The organism is Sphingobium chungbukense (genome assembly GCF_001005725.1).
In the GTDB taxonomy this organism is placed as follows: domain Bacteria; phylum Pseudomonadota; class Alphaproteobacteria; order Sphingomonadales; family Sphingomonadaceae; genus Sphingobium; species Sphingobium chungbukense.
Window position 1 is genome coordinate 95,543 of the sequence record NZ_LBIC01000007.1, and the last position, 16,527, is coordinate 112,069.

The following is a 16,527-nucleotide window of genomic DNA, read 5'->3' on the forward strand; positions in this document are numbered from 1 at the left end:
GGCCTGTCAGTCCTTCAAAATCTTGTTGATGGCTTCGCGAATCCGCACCGGGCCGGGGAAATAAGCCCATTCCAGACTATGCGGATAAGGCGTGTCGAAGCCGGTCACGCGCTCGATCGGCGCTTCGAGATGATAGAAGCAACGCTCCTGCACCAGCGCCATCAGTTCCGCGCCGAAACCGCTGGTCCGCGTCGCCTCATGCACGATCAGGCAGCGCCCGGTCTTCTTCACCGACCGTTCGATCGCCTCGATATCCAGCGGCACCAGCGTCCGCAGGTCGAGTATCTCGGCATCGACGCCCATTTCGCGCACCGTGTTCTCGACCACATGGACCATCGTGCCATAGCAGAGCACCGTCAGCGCCGCGCCCGGCCGCGCCACCCGCGCCTCGCCCAGCGGCACCCGGTAATAGCCCGTCGGCACCTGCGCCGCCTCATGCCCGGCCCAGCTCTTCGCCGGCGTGTCATAATGCCCATCGAACGGCCCGTTATAGATGCGTTTGGGTTCGAAGAAGATCACCGGATCATTATCCTCGATCGCCGCGATCAGCAGCCCCTTGGCATCATAGGGCGTCGAGGGGATCACCGTCTTCACCCCCGACACATGGGTGAAGATGCCCTCGGGCGACTGGCTGTGCGTCTGCCCCCCGAAAATCCCGCCGCCAAAGGGGGAGCGGACCGTCATGGGGGAGATGAACTCGCCCGCCGACCGGTAACGCAGCCGCGCCGCTTCCGACACCAGCTGGTCCAGCGCCGGATAGATATAGTCCGCAAACTGGATTTCCGGCACAGGCCGCAGGCCATAGGCACCCATGCCCACCGCGACGCCGATGATGCCGCATTCCGTGATCGGCGTGTCGAACACGCGGTTCTTGCCATATTTCTGCTGCAACCCCGCCGTTGCGCGGAAGACGCCGCCGAAATAGCCGACATCCTCCCCCATCACGACCACGTCCGGGTCACGGGCCATCATCACGTCCAGCGCGCTGTTGATCGCCTGGATCATGTTCATCTGCACGACCTCGCCGTGCGTTTCGGTCATGATCCCGCTCGCAGCGTTGGGTTCGTTCGCTTCGCTCATAGCGTTGGGTTCGTTCGCTTCGCTCATAGCGTTGGGTTCGTTCGCTTCGCTCACAGGCCAGCCGCCTTCCATTCATCCAGCATTGCCTGCTGCTGTTCGCGCAGGTGCCAGGGCATCTCCTCGAACACGCCCTCGAACATGGTCTTGAGCGGATGATGGTGCAGGCCATGGCCGAGAATGCCGTTCTTCTCCGCCTCCTTCGCGGCGTCGCGGACCATTTCGGCCAATTCCTTGTCCATCGCCGCGTGGCGATCCTCGTCCCATATGCCCAGACCGATGCAATGCTTCTTCAACCGCGCGATCGGATCGCCCAGCGGCCAGTGGCTGGCCTCGTCGGCGGAGCGATAGGCGCTGGGATCGTCCGACGTGCTGTGCCCCTCCACCCGATAGGTGAAATGCTCGATCAGCGTCGGCCCGGCATTGGCCCGCGCCCGGTCGGCGGCCCAGCGCGTCGCGGCATAGACCGCCAGCGCATCATTGCCGTCGACCCGCAGCCCCGCAATGCCATAGCCGATGGCCCGCGCCGCAAAGGTCGTCGCCTCCGCTCCCGCAAAGCCCGAAAAGCTGCTGATCGCCCACTGATTGTTCACGACATTCATGATCACCGGCGCCCGATAGACGCTGGCGAAGGTGCAGGCCGAATGGAAGTCGCCCTCCGCCGTCGACCCCTCACCGCACCAGGTCGCCGCGATCCGCGTATCCCCCCGCGCCGCGCTGGCCATCGCCCAGCCGACCGCCTGCGGATATTGAGTCGTGAGATTGCCGGAGATGGAGAAGAACCCCGCCTCCCGCGCGGAATACATGATGGGAAGCTGACGCCCCTTCAGCCGGTCGCCCTTGTTCGAATAGATCTGGTTCATCATGTCGACGATCGACCAGCCGCGCGTGATCAATATGCCCTGCTGGCGATAGCTGGGGAAGCACATGTCGTCGCTCGCCAGCGCCAGCGCGGCCGCGACCGACACCGCCTCCTCGCCCTTCGACTTCATGTAGAAGCTGGTCTTGCCCTGCCGCTGCGCCCGGAACATGCGCTCGTCGAAAGCCCGCGTCAGCGCCATGGCGCGCAGCATCTTGAGCAATGTCTCGGGCGGCAGCTTCGGGTCCCAGGGACCGACCGCGGCGCCCTCTTCATCCAGCACGCGAACCAGCCCATAGGCCAGATCGCGTATCCCCGCCGGTTGCGCCGTCTCGTCCGGCCGGGCCTGGGCGCCCGCGGGCGGGATATCGAAGTCGCTGAAATCGGCGGTGTCGCCCGGGCGGAATTTCGGCTCCGGCACATGCAGCCGCAGCGGAGGCAGATTGCGCCCCGCCCCATCCCTTCCGGCGTCCGAATAGATCCGGTCGCTCATCCTGCCTCCTTTTGTGCGTTGCAATAATATTGCGTACAGCAATTATTATATTACAACACTCACAAAGGCAAGTCTTACTGACCCATTCGCCGCAAGCGCTTCCCGCGTCGTCAGACCGCCACGGGTGCCGGAATGTGCCTTTGTGGCGCGTAATCAATCACCTCGAAATCTTCGATTCGATAGTCGAAAATCGATGAAGGCCGCCGATTGATCCGCAATTTGGGCGCGCCAGACGGATTTCGGCCGATCTGCTCCTCCACCAGCCCGGCATGGTTGAGATAGAGATGGACGTCCCCGCCCTGCCAGACGACCTCGCCCGGCTCCAGGTCGCATTGCTGTGCCAGCATCCGCGTGATCATCGACAGGCCGAAGATGTTGAAGGCGAAACCCAGCCCCAGATCGCAGCTGCGCTGGAACAGCAGCCCGTTCAGCCGCCCGTCCGCGACCTGAAACTGATAGGTCATGTGGCAGGGCGGCAGCGCCATGCGCGATACCTCCGCCACATTCCATCCGGTGAACAGCAAACGCCGCGACCCCGGATTGTTCCTGATGCCCTCGACCAGATCGGCGATCTGGTTATGCCCCTTCGCCGCCCGGCGGTAGAGACCGTCCCCGACCTCCTCATAGCGCGGCCAGTTCACCCATTGCGCGCCATAGACCGGCCCCAGATCGCCCCAGCGCGCCGCAAAGGCCTCATCCTCGACGATCCGCGCCTCGAAAATGTCGCGATCCATCTCTTCTCCGGTCGCGCGCCGATAGGCATCCAGCGGCCAATCGGTCCAGATATGCACGCCCTGCCGCACCAACTCGCGGATATTGGTGTCGCCGGTCAGGAACCACAGCATCTCCCGCGCGGCGACCTTCCAATAGACGCGCTTGGTGGTCAGCAGCGGCACGGCATCGTCAGCCAGCGAGAAACGCATGGTCGCGCCCAATATCGACCGCGTCCCCACACCCGTCCGGTCGATCCGTTCGTCGCCATGCCGCCAGATCTGCCGCATCAGGTCCAGATATTGCTGCTCATAATGGGCCGACGGGCTGGTCAAGGCGGACATCTTTCTGTTTCTGCTGGCCTGATTCTCGCCTGATTCTGGCGATGGCCTTCCCGCATGTAGCCGAGCCGCCCGTCCGCGCCAAATGCTGCGAAACGGATCAGATAGCGCGCCGTTCGCTCCGAATGGGAGCAGCATCCCCCTGTCACGATCGCGGCGTCAGGGCATCCTGCCATGCATGTGTGTGCTTTCCTCCTCCCTGCATCTCCTCGTTCTCGACGACGAATGGCGACCGCTCGACCGGTTGCGGGCGGATCACGACTGGCGCGGCATCGTCGACAGGCTGCTCCGCTGGGACAGCCGCTGGGTCGCCCTCGATCAGCAACGCACGGGCATCTCCCTGCCCGGCTGGGCGGACATCCACCTGACCCGAAGTCTTTCGAAACGCCTTCGCCCCATCGAGATCGCGCTCGCCGACCATGTCATTCATGCCGGAAACAATCACTTCAGCTTCCGCGAAGCCGGGCTGCTGTGAATGGTCCAAAAATTTCTTCGTCCCCCGCTTGCCAGCCGGAAAAGCCGCCTCTATAGGCTGCGGCCTGCCCAGCGGGACCGCCTGAAAACGGACCTGCGCACGGTCGGGGAGTAGCTCAGCCTGGTAGAGCACTGTCTTCGGGAGGCAGGGGCCGGAGGTTCGAATCCTCTCTCCCCGACCAATTATTCTTGCATCGCAGGCCCAAGGAAGTGGCGCTGCGGTCCCCGCAAAAATGCCCCGACCGACAGCGAAGGAAGGCGGGGCAAGTTTGGGTCGCACAACAGGCGTCAACCTGCCGGGGATAAGAACGCCGGAATCCGGAAACGGTTTCCGGCACCGGCCGATTATCCTCTCGTCCGATGCCACCTTCTGTCGGCGGAAGATCGTCATGCCGACGCACCGCCCGGCACAGCAATATTTCGCTTAGCCTCGGGCGAGCTTCCCGCTACCATCGCATCCATGAATGCCGATATGCCTCCGCCCCCGCCAGAAGCCAAAAGTTCGCGCCGCCAGCGCAACGCCCCCACCATCAACGATGTCGCGAAACATGCGGGCGTCTCCCCCATGACCGTGTCGCGCGTCATCAACGGCGAGCAGATCGTGCGCGCCGCGACGCGGGAAAAGGTGGAAGCCGCGATCGCCGCGCTCAACTATTCACCCAGCGCGGCGGCGCGCAGCCTGGCGGGTGGCGAAGAAACGCGGATCAGCCTGCTCTACAGCAACCCGTCCGCCTCCTATCTGAGCGAGTTCCTGGTCGGCAGCCTGGATCAGGCAAGCCGCAGCGGCGTCGACCTGGTGGTCGAGAAATGGGATGAGGAAACCGCCGTCACCACGGTGGTCGATCACCTGTTGCGGGGCCGGATCAACGGCGTCATCCTGCCGCCGCCGCTCTGCGATCATCAGGCGATGAAGGACGCGCTCATCGCCGCGAATATCGTCGCCGTGGCGGTCGCGACCGGCGAGGCCCCGGCCGACATGTCGGCCATCAGCATCGACGATCATGCCGCCGCGCTGGCGATGACCCGCCATCTGATCGCACTCGGTCACCGGCGCATCGGCTTCATCAAGGGCCATCCCAACCAGAGCGCCAGCCAGCGCCGTTTCGAGGGCTATGGCGACGCCCTGGCCGAAGCCGGCATAATGTTGGATGATGCGCTGGTCCAACAGGGCTATTTCACCTATCGGTCCGGACTGGACGCGGCGGAGCGGATATTGGCGCTGCCCAAGCCGCCGACCGCCATCTTCGCCAGCAATGACGACATGGCGGCGGCGACCGTCGCCATCGCCCATCGCAGTGGACTGGATGTGCCGGGCGATCTCACCGTCTGCGGCTTCGACGACACCTCGCTCGCCACCACCATCTGGCCCGAACTGACGACGATCCGCCAGCCGATCAGCGCCATGTCGCGCGCCGCCGTCGAGTTGCTGGTCAAGCAGATCAAGGCACGCAAGGGCAAAGCGGAGGAGAAGCCTTCCCATCTGCTGCTCGACTATGAGCTGATCCGGCGACAGTCCGACGCCGTCCCGCATTGAGATTGCGCCGTCCCGCCCATCGTCTTGCGATCAAGGCGGGGGTGGTCTCCACGGCTGGTGGAAACCGACGAGAAAGGGCGCGTTGCCGCGCCCTCATCATGTTCCTTATGTCACCGGATTCTTATTCGCCAAAGACGCGTGCAAAGATCGTGTCGACCTGACGGAAATGGTAATCGAGGTTGAACTTCTCCTCGATCTGATCGGCGGTCAGCGCGGCGGCGACGTCCGGATCGGCCTTCAGCAATTCCATCAGCGAAAGCCGGCCGTCCGATTCCCAGACCTTCATCGCATTGCGCTGGACATAGCGGTAGCTGTCCTCACGGCTCACGCCCGCCTGGGTCAGCGCCAGCAGCACGCGCTGCGAGTGGACGAGCCCCCCCATCTTGTCGAGATTCTTCATCATCCGCTCGGGATAGACGAGCAGCTTGTCGATCACCCCGGTCAGGCGGCCCAGCGCGAAGTCGAGCGTGATGGTGGCATCCGGCCCGATATAGCGCTCGACCGAAGAGTGGCTGATGTCGCGCTCATGCCACAGGGCGACATTCTCCATCGCGGGCAGGGCATAGCTGCGTACCATGCGGGCGAGGCCCGTGAGGTTTTCGGTCAGCACCGGATTGCGCTTGTGCGGCATGGCGGAACTGCCCTTCTGGCCGGGCGAGAAATATTCCTCCGCTTCCAGAACCTCGGTGCGCTGCAAATGACGGACCTCGACGGCCAGACGCTCGATCGACGAAGCGATCACGCCCAGCGTGGCGAAGAACATGGCATGACGGTCGCGCGGAATGACCTGCGTCGACACCGGCTCTATCGCAAGGCCCAGCTTTTCGGCGACATGCTCCTCCACGCGCGGGTCGATATTCGCGAACGTGCCGACCGCGCCCGAAATGGCGCAAGTCGCGACCTCCTCGCGGGCAGCGACCAGGCGAGCACGGCAGCGCGAAAATTCGGCATAGGCCTCCGCCATCTTGAGGCCGAAGGTCACGGGTTCCGCGTGAATGCCATGGCTGCGGCCGATGGTCGGGGTCAGCTTATGCTCATAGGCACGACGCTTGATGACCTCCAGCAGCTTGTCGAGATCCTCGATCAGGATATCGGCGGCGCGGCTGAGCTGCACGGCAAGGCAGGTGTCGAGCACGTCGCTCGACGTCATGCCCTGGTGCATGAAGCGCGCTTCGTCGCCCACCTGCTCCGCCACCCAGGTCAGGAAGGCGATCACGTCATGCTTGGTGACGGCCTCGATCGCGTCGATCGCAGGCACGTCGATGGCGGGATTGGTCGCCCACCAGTCCCACAGCGCCTTGGCCGCCGATTCGGGCACCACGCCCAGCTCGCCCAGCTTTTCGGTCGCATGCGCCTCTATCTCGAACCAGATCTTGAAACGGGCCTCCGGCTCCCAGAGGGCGGTCATTTGCGGGCGGGCGTAACGGGGGACCATCGGGCGAATCCTGCGTGCATGAGTTGAAAAGTCGCTGCGCCGCCTAGCAGCACGACCGTCCGGGGGCAAATCGCACGCTTTTGAACCCCGGGGAGAACCGGCTTTTGGGTGCCTCATCCCATTAATCGCAGCATCGAGCGGCGAATCGACCCAAATGGCGGGACGAATGGGGCGGGATCCATAAAAACCCAGGAACTTCCCTATTTCATCTGGTTATTATCCCTTTGGAAAATCGAACAGCTTGTTCTGGAGAAGGTCATGATCCGCGCCTGTCTTTTGACGATGGCTATCTTCGTTGCGGCGCCCGCGCTGGCACAGGCCGGCGCCGCACCGCAGGGCAATGAAGGCCAGGGCAACGCGGCCCAGCCCGCCAAGTCCGGCGATGCGGTAGCATCGATCGTCGAGACCGAATTTCCGGCCTATGACCAGAATCATGACGGCCAGCTCGACAAGGCGGAATTTTCCCGCTGGATGGTGGCGCTGAAGGACCAGGAGATCAAGGCGACGGGCACGTCGCTGGCGCCGGCCGAGGTGACGGCCTGGGCCGACGGCGCCTTCATCACCGCAGACGCCGACAAGAGCGCTACCGTCAGCAAGCCGGAGTTGATCGCCTATCTGAGCGGCGGCGCGGGATAAGATAAACCACCCCGCCCCGAGGCGGGTATGAGCCCAAAACGGGTCGCATCATGAGGCGGCATGGAGCGAAGGCCATGCCGCCTCTTTTTTGCACAGCGCGGAAAGTCAGCCGCGCTTCTTGTTCGCGTAGAGCAGCGCCGCGACGATCGCGGCGGAACCGATGCCGACGGCAGTGCCCATCCACACTGCCTTGCCCGCCGATTTGCGCGCAGCGGTGGCCATGTCGGACTTGTCGGGGGTGGAAACGGAGGTTGCGGCGCCGCTTTCGGGCGCTTCTTCGGTCGGCTTCGTCATGGTGATTCCCGATATGCAACAAAGCCCAAGCGCAGGAAAGGCGGATGCAGCGAAAATATTGCAGCCCGTCAGACGGCGGGCAGGAGCTGACGGGCCACACCCCAGCCGCGAAGGGCGCGCGACGATGCCCGATCAAGCAGTGCCGCGACATCCTTGACCGTGAAATGCGCGGCGCCATCCATATCCGCAAGTTCATCCCAACTGACCGGCGCGGCGACGGGAGCCAGTTCTCGGGCACGCACGACATAGGGCAGCACGGCGGTGGCTCCTCGCTGGTTGCGCAGCCAATCGATGAAGATCCGTCCCTTGCGCTTGGCCTTGCTCATCGTCGCGGTAAAGCGGTCCGGTTCCGACGCGGCCAGCGCCCGGGCGAAGCGGTCCGCGAAATCCTTGACCTGCGGCCATTCGGCTTCCGGGGTCAGCGGCACGACGACATGCACCCCCTTACCGCCCGAAAGCATCGCAAAGCTGGTCAGTCCCAGATCGTCGAGGGCGCGCCGGATGTCGCGGGCCGCCTTCTTCACATCCCCGAAATCCAGTCCCTCATCGGGATCGAGATCGAACACCATGCGGTCGGGACGTTCCACATCCCGCACCAGCGAACCCCAGCCGTGAAATTCGATCGCCCCCATCTGGACGCAGGCGATCAGGCCGTCCGTATCCTCGACATAGAGATAGTCTTCCTTGCTCCCGTCCTTCTCGCGGATCGGCACATGCTTCACATGATCGCCGAAGCTGCCGCTGTCATGTTTCTGGAAGAAGCATTTCTTCGCCCTGCCCTGGGGACAACGGACGAGACTGATCGGACGGCCGGCGATCCAGGGCAGCATCGCCCCGCCCATCGCCGCATAATAATCGGCAAGCTGGCCCTTGCTGATCTTCGCCTCGGGAAAGATCAGGCGATCGGGATGGCTGATCGTGACGTCGCTTCGGGGTTGCGGGGTGGGCATGGCTTTCTCGGCGGTAACGTCCCTTGCCGCCTTGTCCTCGCGCAGGCCAAGGAAGCTGGCGTGACGGACGACATGATCGGCGGTGAATTCGGCGAAGGCGATTTCCGCGACCAGATCGGGGCGGACCCATTTCACTCCGCGCGTTTCGCTGCGCGGGACAGGGAGCGCGGCGGTCTTGCGCGATCGCCGGGCCAGCGCCGCGACCAGTTCCTCACTATTGGCAAGGTTGAAGCCGGTGCCGACCTTCCCGGCATAAACCAGCCCCTGGCTCTCATTCTGCGCAAGCAGCAGGTTGCGAATGGCGCGCCCCGACGCACTGCTCGGCGTCCAGCCGACGACGACGAATTCCTGCCGCCGGGTGCATTTGACCTTGAGCCAGTTCTTCGTGCGGGCGCCGCGATAGGCCGCGTCGGCGCGCTTGGAGATGATCCCTTCCTGCCCTGCCTCGCATAGCGCGTGGAACAGCTTTTCGCCGGCGCCAACGACATGATCGGCAAAATGGATATGGGCCGTACCGTCCCCCAACAGGGCAGCGAGTTTCTCCTTGCGGGTGATATTGGGCTGATCGGTCAAATCCTGGCCGTCCAGCCGGAGCAGGTCGAAGGCAAAGAGGTGGAGAGCCGCCTGCCCCTCGCCCTTCAGGGTGCGCTGTAGCGTGGAAAAGTCAGGATTTCCCTCATCATCGAGCGCCACGATCTCCCCATCGATCAGTGCCGGGGGCAGGTCCATGCCGCCAATTTCCGATGCGATGTCCGCGAACCGCCCCGTCCAGTCCAGCCCTGTGCGGGTGAAGATCGTCGCCTTGCCGCCCGCAACCGACAGCAGGCACCGATAGCCGTCATATTTGATCTCATGCATCCAGCCGCTGCCGGTGGGCACGGCATCGACCAGCGTGGCGAGCTGCGGTGGCTGAAAGCCGGGTGGCTTGGGCGGGCGCGCCCTGGCCGAAGCCTTGGCGGGCGTGGCAGCCGCCGCCTTCGCCATCGCGGCGTCGAATGCCTTGCCTTTCTTGCCCTTCAGGGAAACGCTCGGCGCACCGGCTGCGATCTCGCCCATGGTACGGCCGCTCTTGACGCTGGTCAGCTCGCGGGCGGTCAGCGTGTCGGCGCTTGCCGCATAGGCATCGTCGATTTTGCGAAGCAGCCAGTTTTCATGCTTTTCCCGGCCTTTCGGCTTCAACCGGATAAGCAGCCATTCTCCCTGCATGCGTGTTCCATGGAGGATGAAATGAAGATGGCCCTTGTCCAGGTCCTTCGCGCTTTTTCCCGGGACGGGCTCCCACCTCCCCTCATCCCAGAGCATCACCGTACCGCCGCCATATTCGCCCTTTGGAATGGTGCCTTCGAACCCGGCATAGGACAGCGGATGATCCTCCGTCCGAACGGCCAGACGCTTGTCGCCGGGATCAAGGCTTGGGCCCCGGGTGACCGCCCAGCTCTTGAGCACGCCATCCATCTCAAGGCGGAAATCATAATGCAGCCGGGTGGCGTCATGCTTCTGGACGATGAAATTGTTGCCGCGACCGCGACCGCGCTTGCCGGCCGGTTCCCTGGTACGGGTGAAATCGCGCTTGCGGTTGTAAAGGCTGAGGGGATCGGCCGCCGCCATGACTCAGGCCCGCTTGCGCGCGGCAGGCTTGCGCGCCGGGGTTTTGGGGGCAGCAGCCTTTCGGGTGGGCGCCTTCGCACTGCCGGTGTCGACCGATTTCTTGAGGGCCGCCATCAGGTCGATCACATTGCTGCCGCGCCGGGCGGGAGCCTCCTCCTTGTCCTCGATGATATGGCGGCCCTTGGCCTTTTTCTTCTTCTCGATCAGCCGTTCCAGCGCATCGACATAGCGGTCGTGGAAGCTGTCGGGCTTGAAGGGCGCCGTCTTCTTCTCGATCAGCGTTTCGGCCAGATCGAGCAGTTCCGCGTCGGGCTCGGCATCCTCGATATCGCGGAAATAGCCTTGGGCGCGGTTCACCTCATCGGCATAGCGCAGCGTCTCCAGCACCATGCCGCGGCCGCAGGACTTCAGCGACACGATATATTCCCGCCCCCGCATCGCGAGTTGGCCAAGCCCGACCTTCCTGGTCCGCCGCAGCGCCTCCCGCAGGACGATGAAGGCCTCCTCGGCCAGATCGTCCGCGGGAACCACATAATAAGGCCGTTCATAATAGAGCACGTCGATCTCGCTCGCCTCGACGAACTGGGTCAATTCGAGCGTCTTCTTGCTCTCCAGCTTCACCGCCTCGATCTCGTCGGGCTGGAGAAGGACGTAATCGCCCTTGGAGACCTCGAAACCCTTGACGATATCCTCCGGCTTGACCGGGCCAAGGCCGGGGACGGTCTTTTCGTAGCGGACGCGCTTGCCGGTCGGCTGATGGATCTGATGAAAGGCGATTTGGGCGCCGGACCTGGTGGCGGCATAGATTTCCACCGGGATCGAAACCAGCGCCAGGCGAATCTGACCCTGCCAATATGCGCGCGCGGCCATGAGTGGGCAGCCTCCGTTTTTCCATGAATGAATGCGCGAATGGAAGCACAGTTCCCCGTCTACGACTGCTGGGGTCTTGACTTCGGTCGCCAGTCATGTTGGTAGCGCTATCAATTACGGTAATGTTTAGGAGTCGATGATGCCGGGCGCCCCCTTGCTGCTCGATGGCCTGCCCGCCGACTGGCGGTCGGGTCTGTTCCTTGGCCGCGTCGAAACGGCGGACGGGCCCAGCCCGATATTGGTCGAAGGCGGCATCGCTTTCGACATGAGCCGCGTGGCGCCGACGGTCGCGCAACTGGTCGAGCGGCTGCCCCTGTCAGCCGACCAGGGTGAACGGCTGGGCGCGCTGGATACGCTGGACCTGCCGTTGCTCAGTCCGATCGACCTGCAATGCGTCAAGGCCTGCGGCGTGACCTTCGCCCTTTCCGCCATCGAGCGCGTGATCGAGGAACGGGCGCGCGGCAATGCCGACGCCGCAGCGGACATCCGCGCACGGCTGGAGGAACGGGTCGGCGGATCGATCCGCGCGGTCGTGCCGGGTTCCGGCCAGGCCGCCGCGCTCAAGCAGGCGCTGATCGAGGATGGTGTCTGGTCCCAATATCTGGAGGTGGCGATCGGCCCCGACGCGGAGGTCTTCACCAAGTCGCCGGTGCTGTCCACCGTGGGCGCGGGGGCCGAGATCGGCATCCGGTCGGACTCCACCTGGAACAATCCGGAACCGGAAATCGTGCTGATCGTCGACGCGAGCGGCAGGGCCGTCGGCGCGACGCTGGGCAACGACGTCAATCTGCGCGATTTCGAGGGCCGCTCGGCGCTTCTGCTCGGCAAGGCCAAGGACAATAATGCCTCCTGCTCGCTCGGGCCTCTGATCCGCCTGTTCGACGCGGATTTCACCATCGACGATGTCCGCAATGCGGAGGTGGAGCTGACGATCGACGGACCGGAGGGCTATCGCCTCGAAGGCAGCAGCAGCATGAACCAGATCAGCCGCGATCCGCTGGAACTGGTACGCCAGACGCTGTCGGAACATCATTATCCCGACGGCTTCGCGCTGTTCCTGGGGACCCTGTTCGCGCCTGTACAGGACCGGGACGAACCGGGCCGCGGCTTTACCCATAAGGTCGGCGATGTCGTCGCCATCTCCACCCCTCGCCTCGGCAAGCTGGTGAACCCGGTGGTGACATCGAAGGAGGCCGCACCCTGGGGTTTCGGCCTGGCCGCGCTGATGACCAATCTCGCCAAGCGGGGCCTGCTCGCATGAATCGCGCCCTCTATCCCAGTCTCAAGGACAAGCGCGTCTTCATCAGCGGCGGCGGCAGCGGCATCGGCGAAGGGCTGGTCGAGGCCTTCGCCGCGCAGGGCGCGCGCGTCGCCTTTTGCGACATCGCCAAAGCGGAAAGCGAAGCACTGGTCGAACGGCTGAGCGATGCCGCCTTCCCTCCGATCTTCCACCATTGCGACCTGCGTGACATCGATGCGGTGCAGGGGATGATGGCACAGGTGGAGCAACAGCTTGGCGGGATGGATATCCTGATCAACAACGCCGCCAATGACGACCGGCATGGCGTGGACGACGTGACCCCGGCCTATTGGGACGAGCGCATCGCCGTGAACCTGCGCCACCTTTTCTTCGCGGCGCAGGCGGCGGTGCCGGCGATGCGGCGCGCGGGAGGCGGCGTGATCCTGAATTTCGGATCGATAAGCTGGCATCTCGCCCTGCCCGATCTGGTGCTGTACCAGACCGCCAAGGCCGCGATCGAAGGGCTGACGCGCAGCCTGGCCCGCGACCTTGGCCGCGACAATATCCGCGTCAACACCATCATCCCCGGCAATGTGAAGACGCCGCGCCAGGAGAAATGGTACACGCCCGAGGGCGAGGCCGAGATCGTCGCGGCCCAGTGCCTGGACGGGCGCATCCTGCCCGCCGACGTGGCGGCGCTGGCGATGTTCCTGGCCTCCGACGATGCCCGCATGTGCACCGGCCATGATTATTTCATCGACGCCGGCTGGCGCTGACGCCGTGGCATCGCAGCCGCAAAGCATCTGGGGCGTCGGCGCGATATTGGGCGAGGGACCGGTCTGGGTCGCGCGGGATGCGGCGCTGTGGTTCGTCGACATCAAGGACAGGCGCATCCATCGCTTCGATCCCGAATTGGGCGTGGGGCGTAGCTGGGATGCACCCGCGCAGGTCGGCTGGATCGTGCCGACCGACGACGGACTGTTCGCGACGGGACTGCAAAGCGGGGTCCATCGCTTCGATCCGGCTTCGGGTGACTTCACCCTGCTCCATGCGCCCGAGGCGCATCTGCCCGGCAACCGGCTGAACGACGCCGCCGTGGATCCGTTGGGCGGCCTGTGGTTCGGGTCGATGGACGATGCCGAGGAAGCGGACAGCGGACGCTTCTACCGGCTGCACAAGGGCGTGCTGGTCGAAAGCGGGCTGGCTCGCGTGTCGATCACCAACGGCCCCGCCCTCTCGCCCCACGGCCGATCGCTCTATCACACCGACACGCTGGGCAAGCGCATCTGGCGCACGCGCATCGCCGATGACGGCGCGCTCCACGACACCAGCCTGTTCGTGGAGATAGAGGAGGGCGCGGGCTACCCCGACGGACCCACGGTGGATGCAGAGGGATGCCTTTGGACCGGACTGTTCGCCGGCTGGGCGGCGCGGCGTTACGATCCGGCCGGAAAATTGATGACGGAGGTCCGTTTCCCGGTCGCGAACGTCACCAAGATCGCCTTTGGCGGGGCCGATCTGTCGGTCGGCTATGCCACCACCGCACGCAAGGGCTTGACGGACCGCCAACTTGTCGAGCAGCCATTGGCGGGCGACCTCTTTGCCTTCGATCCCGGCGTGCGCGGACTGCCCGGTCCACTCGCGGCCATTTCATAACGATAAGCAGGAAGGATAGGAAATGACCGAAGGGAGTGCCGAGAGGGTCAATATGGCCTTCATCGCCGCGATCGTCGCCGTGGCGACCATCGGCGGGTTCATGTTCGGCTATGACAGCGGCGTCATCAACGGCACGCAAAAGGGGCTGGAAAGCGCCTTCGCCCTGGGCAAGCTGGGCATCGGCGTCAATGTCGGCGCGATCCTGGTGGGATCTTCCATCGGCGCCTTCCTGGCCGGGCGGATGGCGGACCTGATCGGACGGCGCGGCGTCATGATGCTGGCGGCGGTGCTGTTCCTGGTGAGCGCCCTGCTCGCCGGGGCCGCCGGGTCTTCGGCGATCTTCATCTTCGCGCGCATCATCGGCGGTCTGGGCGTCGGCGCGGCGAGCGTCATTTCGCCCGTCTATATTTCCGAAGTGACCCCGGCCGCGGTGCGCGGGCGCCTGTCCAGCGTGCAGCAGGTGATGATCATTTCCGGCCTGACCGGCGCCTTCGTCGCGAATTTCGTGCTGGCGCGCTATGCTGGCGGGTCGACGGCGGAATTGTGGCTGGGTTTCCCGGCCTGGCGCTGGATGTTCTGGTTGCAGGCGATCCCCGCCGCCATCTACTTCGTCGCGCTGCTGGTGATCCCGGAAAGCCCCCGCTATCTGGTGACGCGCGGGCAGGACGAACGCGCTCACGCCGTGCTGACCCGGCTGTTCGGCGCCGGGGAAGCGACGCGCAAGGTCGCGGAAATCCGCGCGAGCCTTGCCGCCGACCATCATCGCCCCAAGCTCAGCGACCTGATCGACAAGGGCAGCGGCAAGATCCGCCCGATCGTCTGGACCGGCATCGGCCTTGCCGTGTTCCAGCAGCTCGTCGGCATCAACGTCGTCTTCTATTATGGCGCGACCTTGTGGGAAGCGGTCGGCTTTTCGGAGGATAACGCGCTCCAGATCAACATCCTGTCCGGCGCGCTGTCGATCGGCGCCTGCCTTGGCACCATCGCACTGGTCGACCGGATCGGGCGCAAGCCGCTGCTGCTGATGGGGTCGGCGGGCATGGCGGTGACGCTGGCGACGGTGGCCTATGCCTTCTCCACCGCCATCGAGGGCGCGAACGGCGTGGTGCTGCCCGGCAATAACGGCCTGATCGCGCTGATCGCCGCCAATCTCTACGTGATCTTCTTCAACATGAGCTGGGGTCCGATCATGTGGGTGATGTTGGGCGAGATGTTCCCGAACCAGATCCGGGGATCGGGCCTCGCCGTGTCGGGCTTTGCCCAGTGGATCGCCAATGCGGCGATTTCGGTGAGCTTCCCGGCGCTCGCCGTGTCGCCGGGGCTGACGATCACCTATACCGGCTATGCGATCTTCGCGGCCATTTCCTTCTTCTTCGTCCGCGCGCTGGTGCATGAGACGAAGGGGCGCGAACTGGAGGATATGGTCGGCTGAGCCATCGCATCACCTTGCAGGCGGGCGCGGTGGAAGCCGTGCTCGCCCCGGCGATCGGGGGATCGCTGGCGGCGCTGCGCTTCGAGGGGGTGGACATATTGCGTCCCGCCCCTCCGGGCGCAGCCGGCCCGTTGCAGATGGCGAGCTTCCCGCTCGTTCCCTACGCCAATCGCATTGCCCATGGCCATTTCCGTTTCGACGGGCGCGATGCCCGGTTGCCGCTCAATTTCGGGGATCATCCGCACAGCATCCATGGCCTTGGCTGGACCGCGTCATGGACGGTCGCCGCGCTGGAGGAGGATCGGGCGCTTCTGGCGCATCGCCATGAGGGCAGCGACGGCTGGCCATGGCCTTATGAGGCGCGTCAGCTTGTACAGGTGACGTCCGACACGGTCGAGATGTCCCTTGCCATCCGTAATCTGGCCGACGATGCCATGCCGGCTGGGCTGGGTTTCCACCCCTATTTCTGCGCGGACGAAGCCACGATGCTGCGGTTCGATGCGCAAAGCCTGTGGCTCTCGACGCCCGATATGCTGCCGGATCGGGAAGTCGCGGCCGATGCGCTGGGCGACTGGTCGGCAGGTGGGCCGGTGATCGGTGAAAGCCTGATCGACAATGCCTATGGCGGCTGGAACGGACGGGCGGAGGTGGTTCGGGGGGACGGGACCCGCATCGGGCTGACGACCGATGGCGCACCATGGTTGCATGTCTATCGCCCGCCCCGTTCACGCGACTTCTGCCTGGAACCCGTCAGCCATATGCCCGACGCGATCAACCGGGCGGAGGGCATGGATCGGCTTGCTCCAGGGCAGGAAAAGACGCTTTTCCTGCGCATCGCCATCGGCAAATCCGATGAAGCGCTTCCGAACGGCGACAAAATCGCCTAAGCTGTATCGTTCAACAGCTATAGGAGCGTT

At 64.5% G+C, this 16,527-nt stretch carries 15 protein-coding genes and 1 tRNA gene; 9 read left to right on the forward strand and 7 right to left on the reverse strand.

The features are described from left to right. Window positions 1–6 precede the first annotated feature (6 nt). From YP76_RS15315 to thyA, 3 genes are all read right to left on the reverse strand, one after another. Window positions 7–1,011 carry an alpha-ketoacid dehydrogenase subunit beta gene (locus YP76_RS15315; protein ID WP_046764887.1) on the reverse strand — a complete coding sequence of 335 codons (1,005 nt, stop codon included), beginning with the start codon at window positions 1,009–1,011 and terminating at the stop codon, window positions 7–9. A 119-nt stretch (window positions 1,012–1,130) separates the two neighbouring features. Then, window positions 1,131–2,429 (reverse strand): 3-methyl-2-oxobutanoate dehydrogenase (2-methylpropanoyl-transferring) subunit alpha, encoded by a 1,299-nt coding sequence (locus YP76_RS15320; RefSeq protein WP_046764501.1) that lies wholly within the window; start codon window positions 2,427–2,429, stop codon window positions 1,131–1,133. 110 nt (window positions 2,430–2,539) lie between these two features. Beyond that, window positions 2,540–3,484: a thymidylate synthase gene (thyA, locus tag YP76_RS15325; RefSeq protein ID WP_046764502.1), complete on the reverse strand. Its 945-nt coding sequence runs from the start codon at window positions 3,482–3,484 to the stop codon at window positions 2,540–2,542. 175 nt (window positions 3,485–3,659) lie between these two features. On the opposite strand from thyA, the gene YP76_RS15330 reads away from it, so the two are divergent. From YP76_RS15330 to YP76_RS15340, 3 genes are all read left to right on the forward strand, one after another. Continuing rightward, complete coding sequence (locus YP76_RS15330) at window positions 3,660–3,956, forward strand: JAB domain-containing protein (RefSeq protein WP_046764503.1); 297 nt, start codon at window positions 3,660–3,662, stop codon at window positions 3,954–3,956. 104 nt (window positions 3,957–4,060) lie between these two features. Continuing rightward, window positions 4,061–4,137: transfer RNA gene (locus YP76_RS15335), tRNA-Pro, on the forward strand. Window positions 4,138–4,415: 278 nt separating this feature from the next. Then, window positions 4,416–5,489, forward strand: a complete 1,074-nt coding sequence (locus tag YP76_RS15340) for a LacI family DNA-binding transcriptional regulator (RefSeq protein ID WP_232307578.1) — start codon at window positions 4,416–4,418, stop codon at window positions 5,487–5,489. 121 nt (window positions 5,490–5,610) lie between these two features. On the opposite strand, the gene purB is transcribed toward YP76_RS15340, so the two are convergent. Further along, window positions 5,611–6,924, reverse strand: a complete 1,314-nt coding sequence (gene purB, locus YP76_RS15345) for an adenylosuccinate lyase (protein ID WP_046764504.1) — start codon at window positions 6,922–6,924, stop codon at window positions 5,611–5,613. Between the two features lie 282 nt (window positions 6,925–7,206). Between purB and YP76_RS15350 the strand changes: the two genes are divergently transcribed. Beyond that, the gene (locus YP76_RS15350) at window positions 7,207–7,560 is read left to right on the forward strand and encodes an EF-hand domain-containing protein (protein ID WP_408640446.1); all 354 of its coding nucleotides are present in this window, start codon (window positions 7,207–7,209) and stop codon (window positions 7,558–7,560) included. 105 nt (window positions 7,561–7,665) lie between these two features. Here the strand turns inward: YP76_RS15350 and YP76_RS15355 are convergent, their stop codons facing one another. From YP76_RS15355 to ku, 3 genes are all read right to left on the reverse strand, one after another. Then, the gene (locus YP76_RS15355; RefSeq protein ID WP_046764505.1) at window positions 7,666–7,854 is read right to left on the reverse strand and encodes a hypothetical protein; all 189 of its coding nucleotides are present in this window, start codon (window positions 7,852–7,854) and stop codon (window positions 7,666–7,668) included. A 68-nt stretch (window positions 7,855–7,922) separates the two neighbouring features. Then, window positions 7,923–10,412, reverse strand: coding sequence for a DNA ligase D (gene ligD / locus YP76_RS15360; RefSeq protein WP_046764506.1), 2,490 nt, complete (start codon window positions 10,410–10,412; stop codon window positions 7,923–7,925). Window positions 10,413–10,415: 3 nt separating this feature from the next. Continuing rightward, window positions 10,416–11,282, reverse strand: a complete 867-nt coding sequence (gene ku / locus YP76_RS15365) for a non-homologous end joining protein Ku (RefSeq protein WP_046764507.1) — start codon at window positions 11,280–11,282, stop codon at window positions 10,416–10,418. 139 nt (window positions 11,283–11,421) lie between these two features. On the opposite strand from ku, the gene YP76_RS15370 reads away from it, so the two are divergent. Genes YP76_RS15370 through YP76_RS15390 form a run of 5 tightly spaced genes read left to right on the forward strand, consistent with a single transcriptional unit; the run spans window position 11,422 to window position 16,497 of the window. Beyond that, complete coding sequence (locus tag YP76_RS15370; RefSeq protein ID WP_046764508.1) at window positions 11,422–12,543, forward strand: fumarylacetoacetate hydrolase family protein; 1,122 nt, start codon at window positions 11,422–11,424, stop codon at window positions 12,541–12,543. Continuing rightward, entirely contained in the window at window positions 12,540–13,298 is a 759-nt protein-coding gene (locus tag YP76_RS15375; protein ID WP_046764509.1) for an SDR family NAD(P)-dependent oxidoreductase, read from the forward strand. The genes YP76_RS15370 and YP76_RS15375 overlap by 4 nt, the downstream gene beginning before the upstream one ends. Next, a complete protein-coding gene (locus tag YP76_RS15380; protein WP_046764510.1) occupies window positions 13,267–14,178 on the forward strand; it encodes an SMP-30/gluconolactonase/LRE family protein in 912 nt (303 codons plus the stop codon). Before YP76_RS15375 ends, YP76_RS15380 begins: the two co-directional genes overlap by 32 nt. A 22-nt stretch (window positions 14,179–14,200) precedes the next feature. Further along, window positions 14,201–15,610, forward strand: coding sequence for a sugar porter family MFS transporter (locus YP76_RS15385; protein ID WP_046764511.1), 1,410 nt, complete (start codon window positions 14,201–14,203; stop codon window positions 15,608–15,610). 14 nt (window positions 15,611–15,624) lie between these two features. Next, on the forward strand, window positions 15,625–16,497 hold the full coding sequence (locus YP76_RS15390; protein WP_084733201.1) for an aldose 1-epimerase: 873 nt from the start codon (window positions 15,625–15,627) through the stop codon (window positions 16,495–16,497). Window positions 16,498–16,527 lie beyond the last annotated feature (30 nt).

Coding starts and splice junctions, on each gene's coding strand:
- YP76_RS15315 (WP_046764887.1), bottom strand. CDS start 1,011: ATGAACATGATCCAGGCGATCAACAGCGCGCTGGACGTGATGATGGCC.
- YP76_RS15320 (WP_046764501.1), bottom strand. CDS start 2,429: ATGAGCGACCGGATCTATTCGGACGCCGGAAGGGATGGGGCGGGGCGC.
- thyA (WP_046764502.1), bottom strand. CDS start 3,484: ATGTCCGCCTTGACCAGCCCGTCGGCCCATTATGAGCAGCAATATCTG.
- YP76_RS15330 (WP_046764503.1), top strand. CDS start 3,660: ATGTGTGTGCTTTCCTCCTCCCTGCATCTCCTCGTTCTCGACGACGAA.
- YP76_RS15340 (WP_232307578.1), top strand. CDS start 4,416: ATGAATGCCGATATGCCTCCGCCCCCGCCAGAAGCCAAAAGTTCGCGC.
- purB (WP_046764504.1), bottom strand. CDS start 6,924: ATGGTCCCCCGTTACGCCCGCCCGCAAATGACCGCCCTCTGGGAGCCG.
- YP76_RS15350 (WP_408640446.1), top strand. CDS start 7,207: ATGGCTATCTTCGTTGCGGCGCCCGCGCTGGCACAGGCCGGCGCCGCA.
- YP76_RS15355 (WP_046764505.1), bottom strand. CDS start 7,854: ATGACGAAGCCGACCGAAGAAGCGCCCGAAAGCGGCGCCGCAACCTCC.
- ligD (WP_046764506.1), bottom strand. CDS start 10,412: ATGGCGGCGGCCGATCCCCTCAGCCTTTACAACCGCAAGCGCGATTTC.
- ku (WP_046764507.1), bottom strand. CDS start 11,282: ATGGCCGCGCGCGCATATTGGCAGGGTCAGATTCGCCTGGCGCTGGTT.
- YP76_RS15370 (WP_046764508.1), top strand. CDS start 11,422: ATGCCGGGCGCCCCCTTGCTGCTCGATGGCCTGCCCGCCGACTGGCGG.
- YP76_RS15375 (WP_046764509.1), top strand. CDS start 12,540: ATGAATCGCGCCCTCTATCCCAGTCTCAAGGACAAGCGCGTCTTCATC.
- YP76_RS15380 (WP_046764510.1), top strand. CDS start 13,267: ATGATTATTTCATCGACGCCGGCTGGCGCTGACGCCGTGGCATCGCAG.
- YP76_RS15385 (WP_046764511.1), top strand. CDS start 14,201: ATGACCGAAGGGAGTGCCGAGAGGGTCAATATGGCCTTCATCGCCGCG.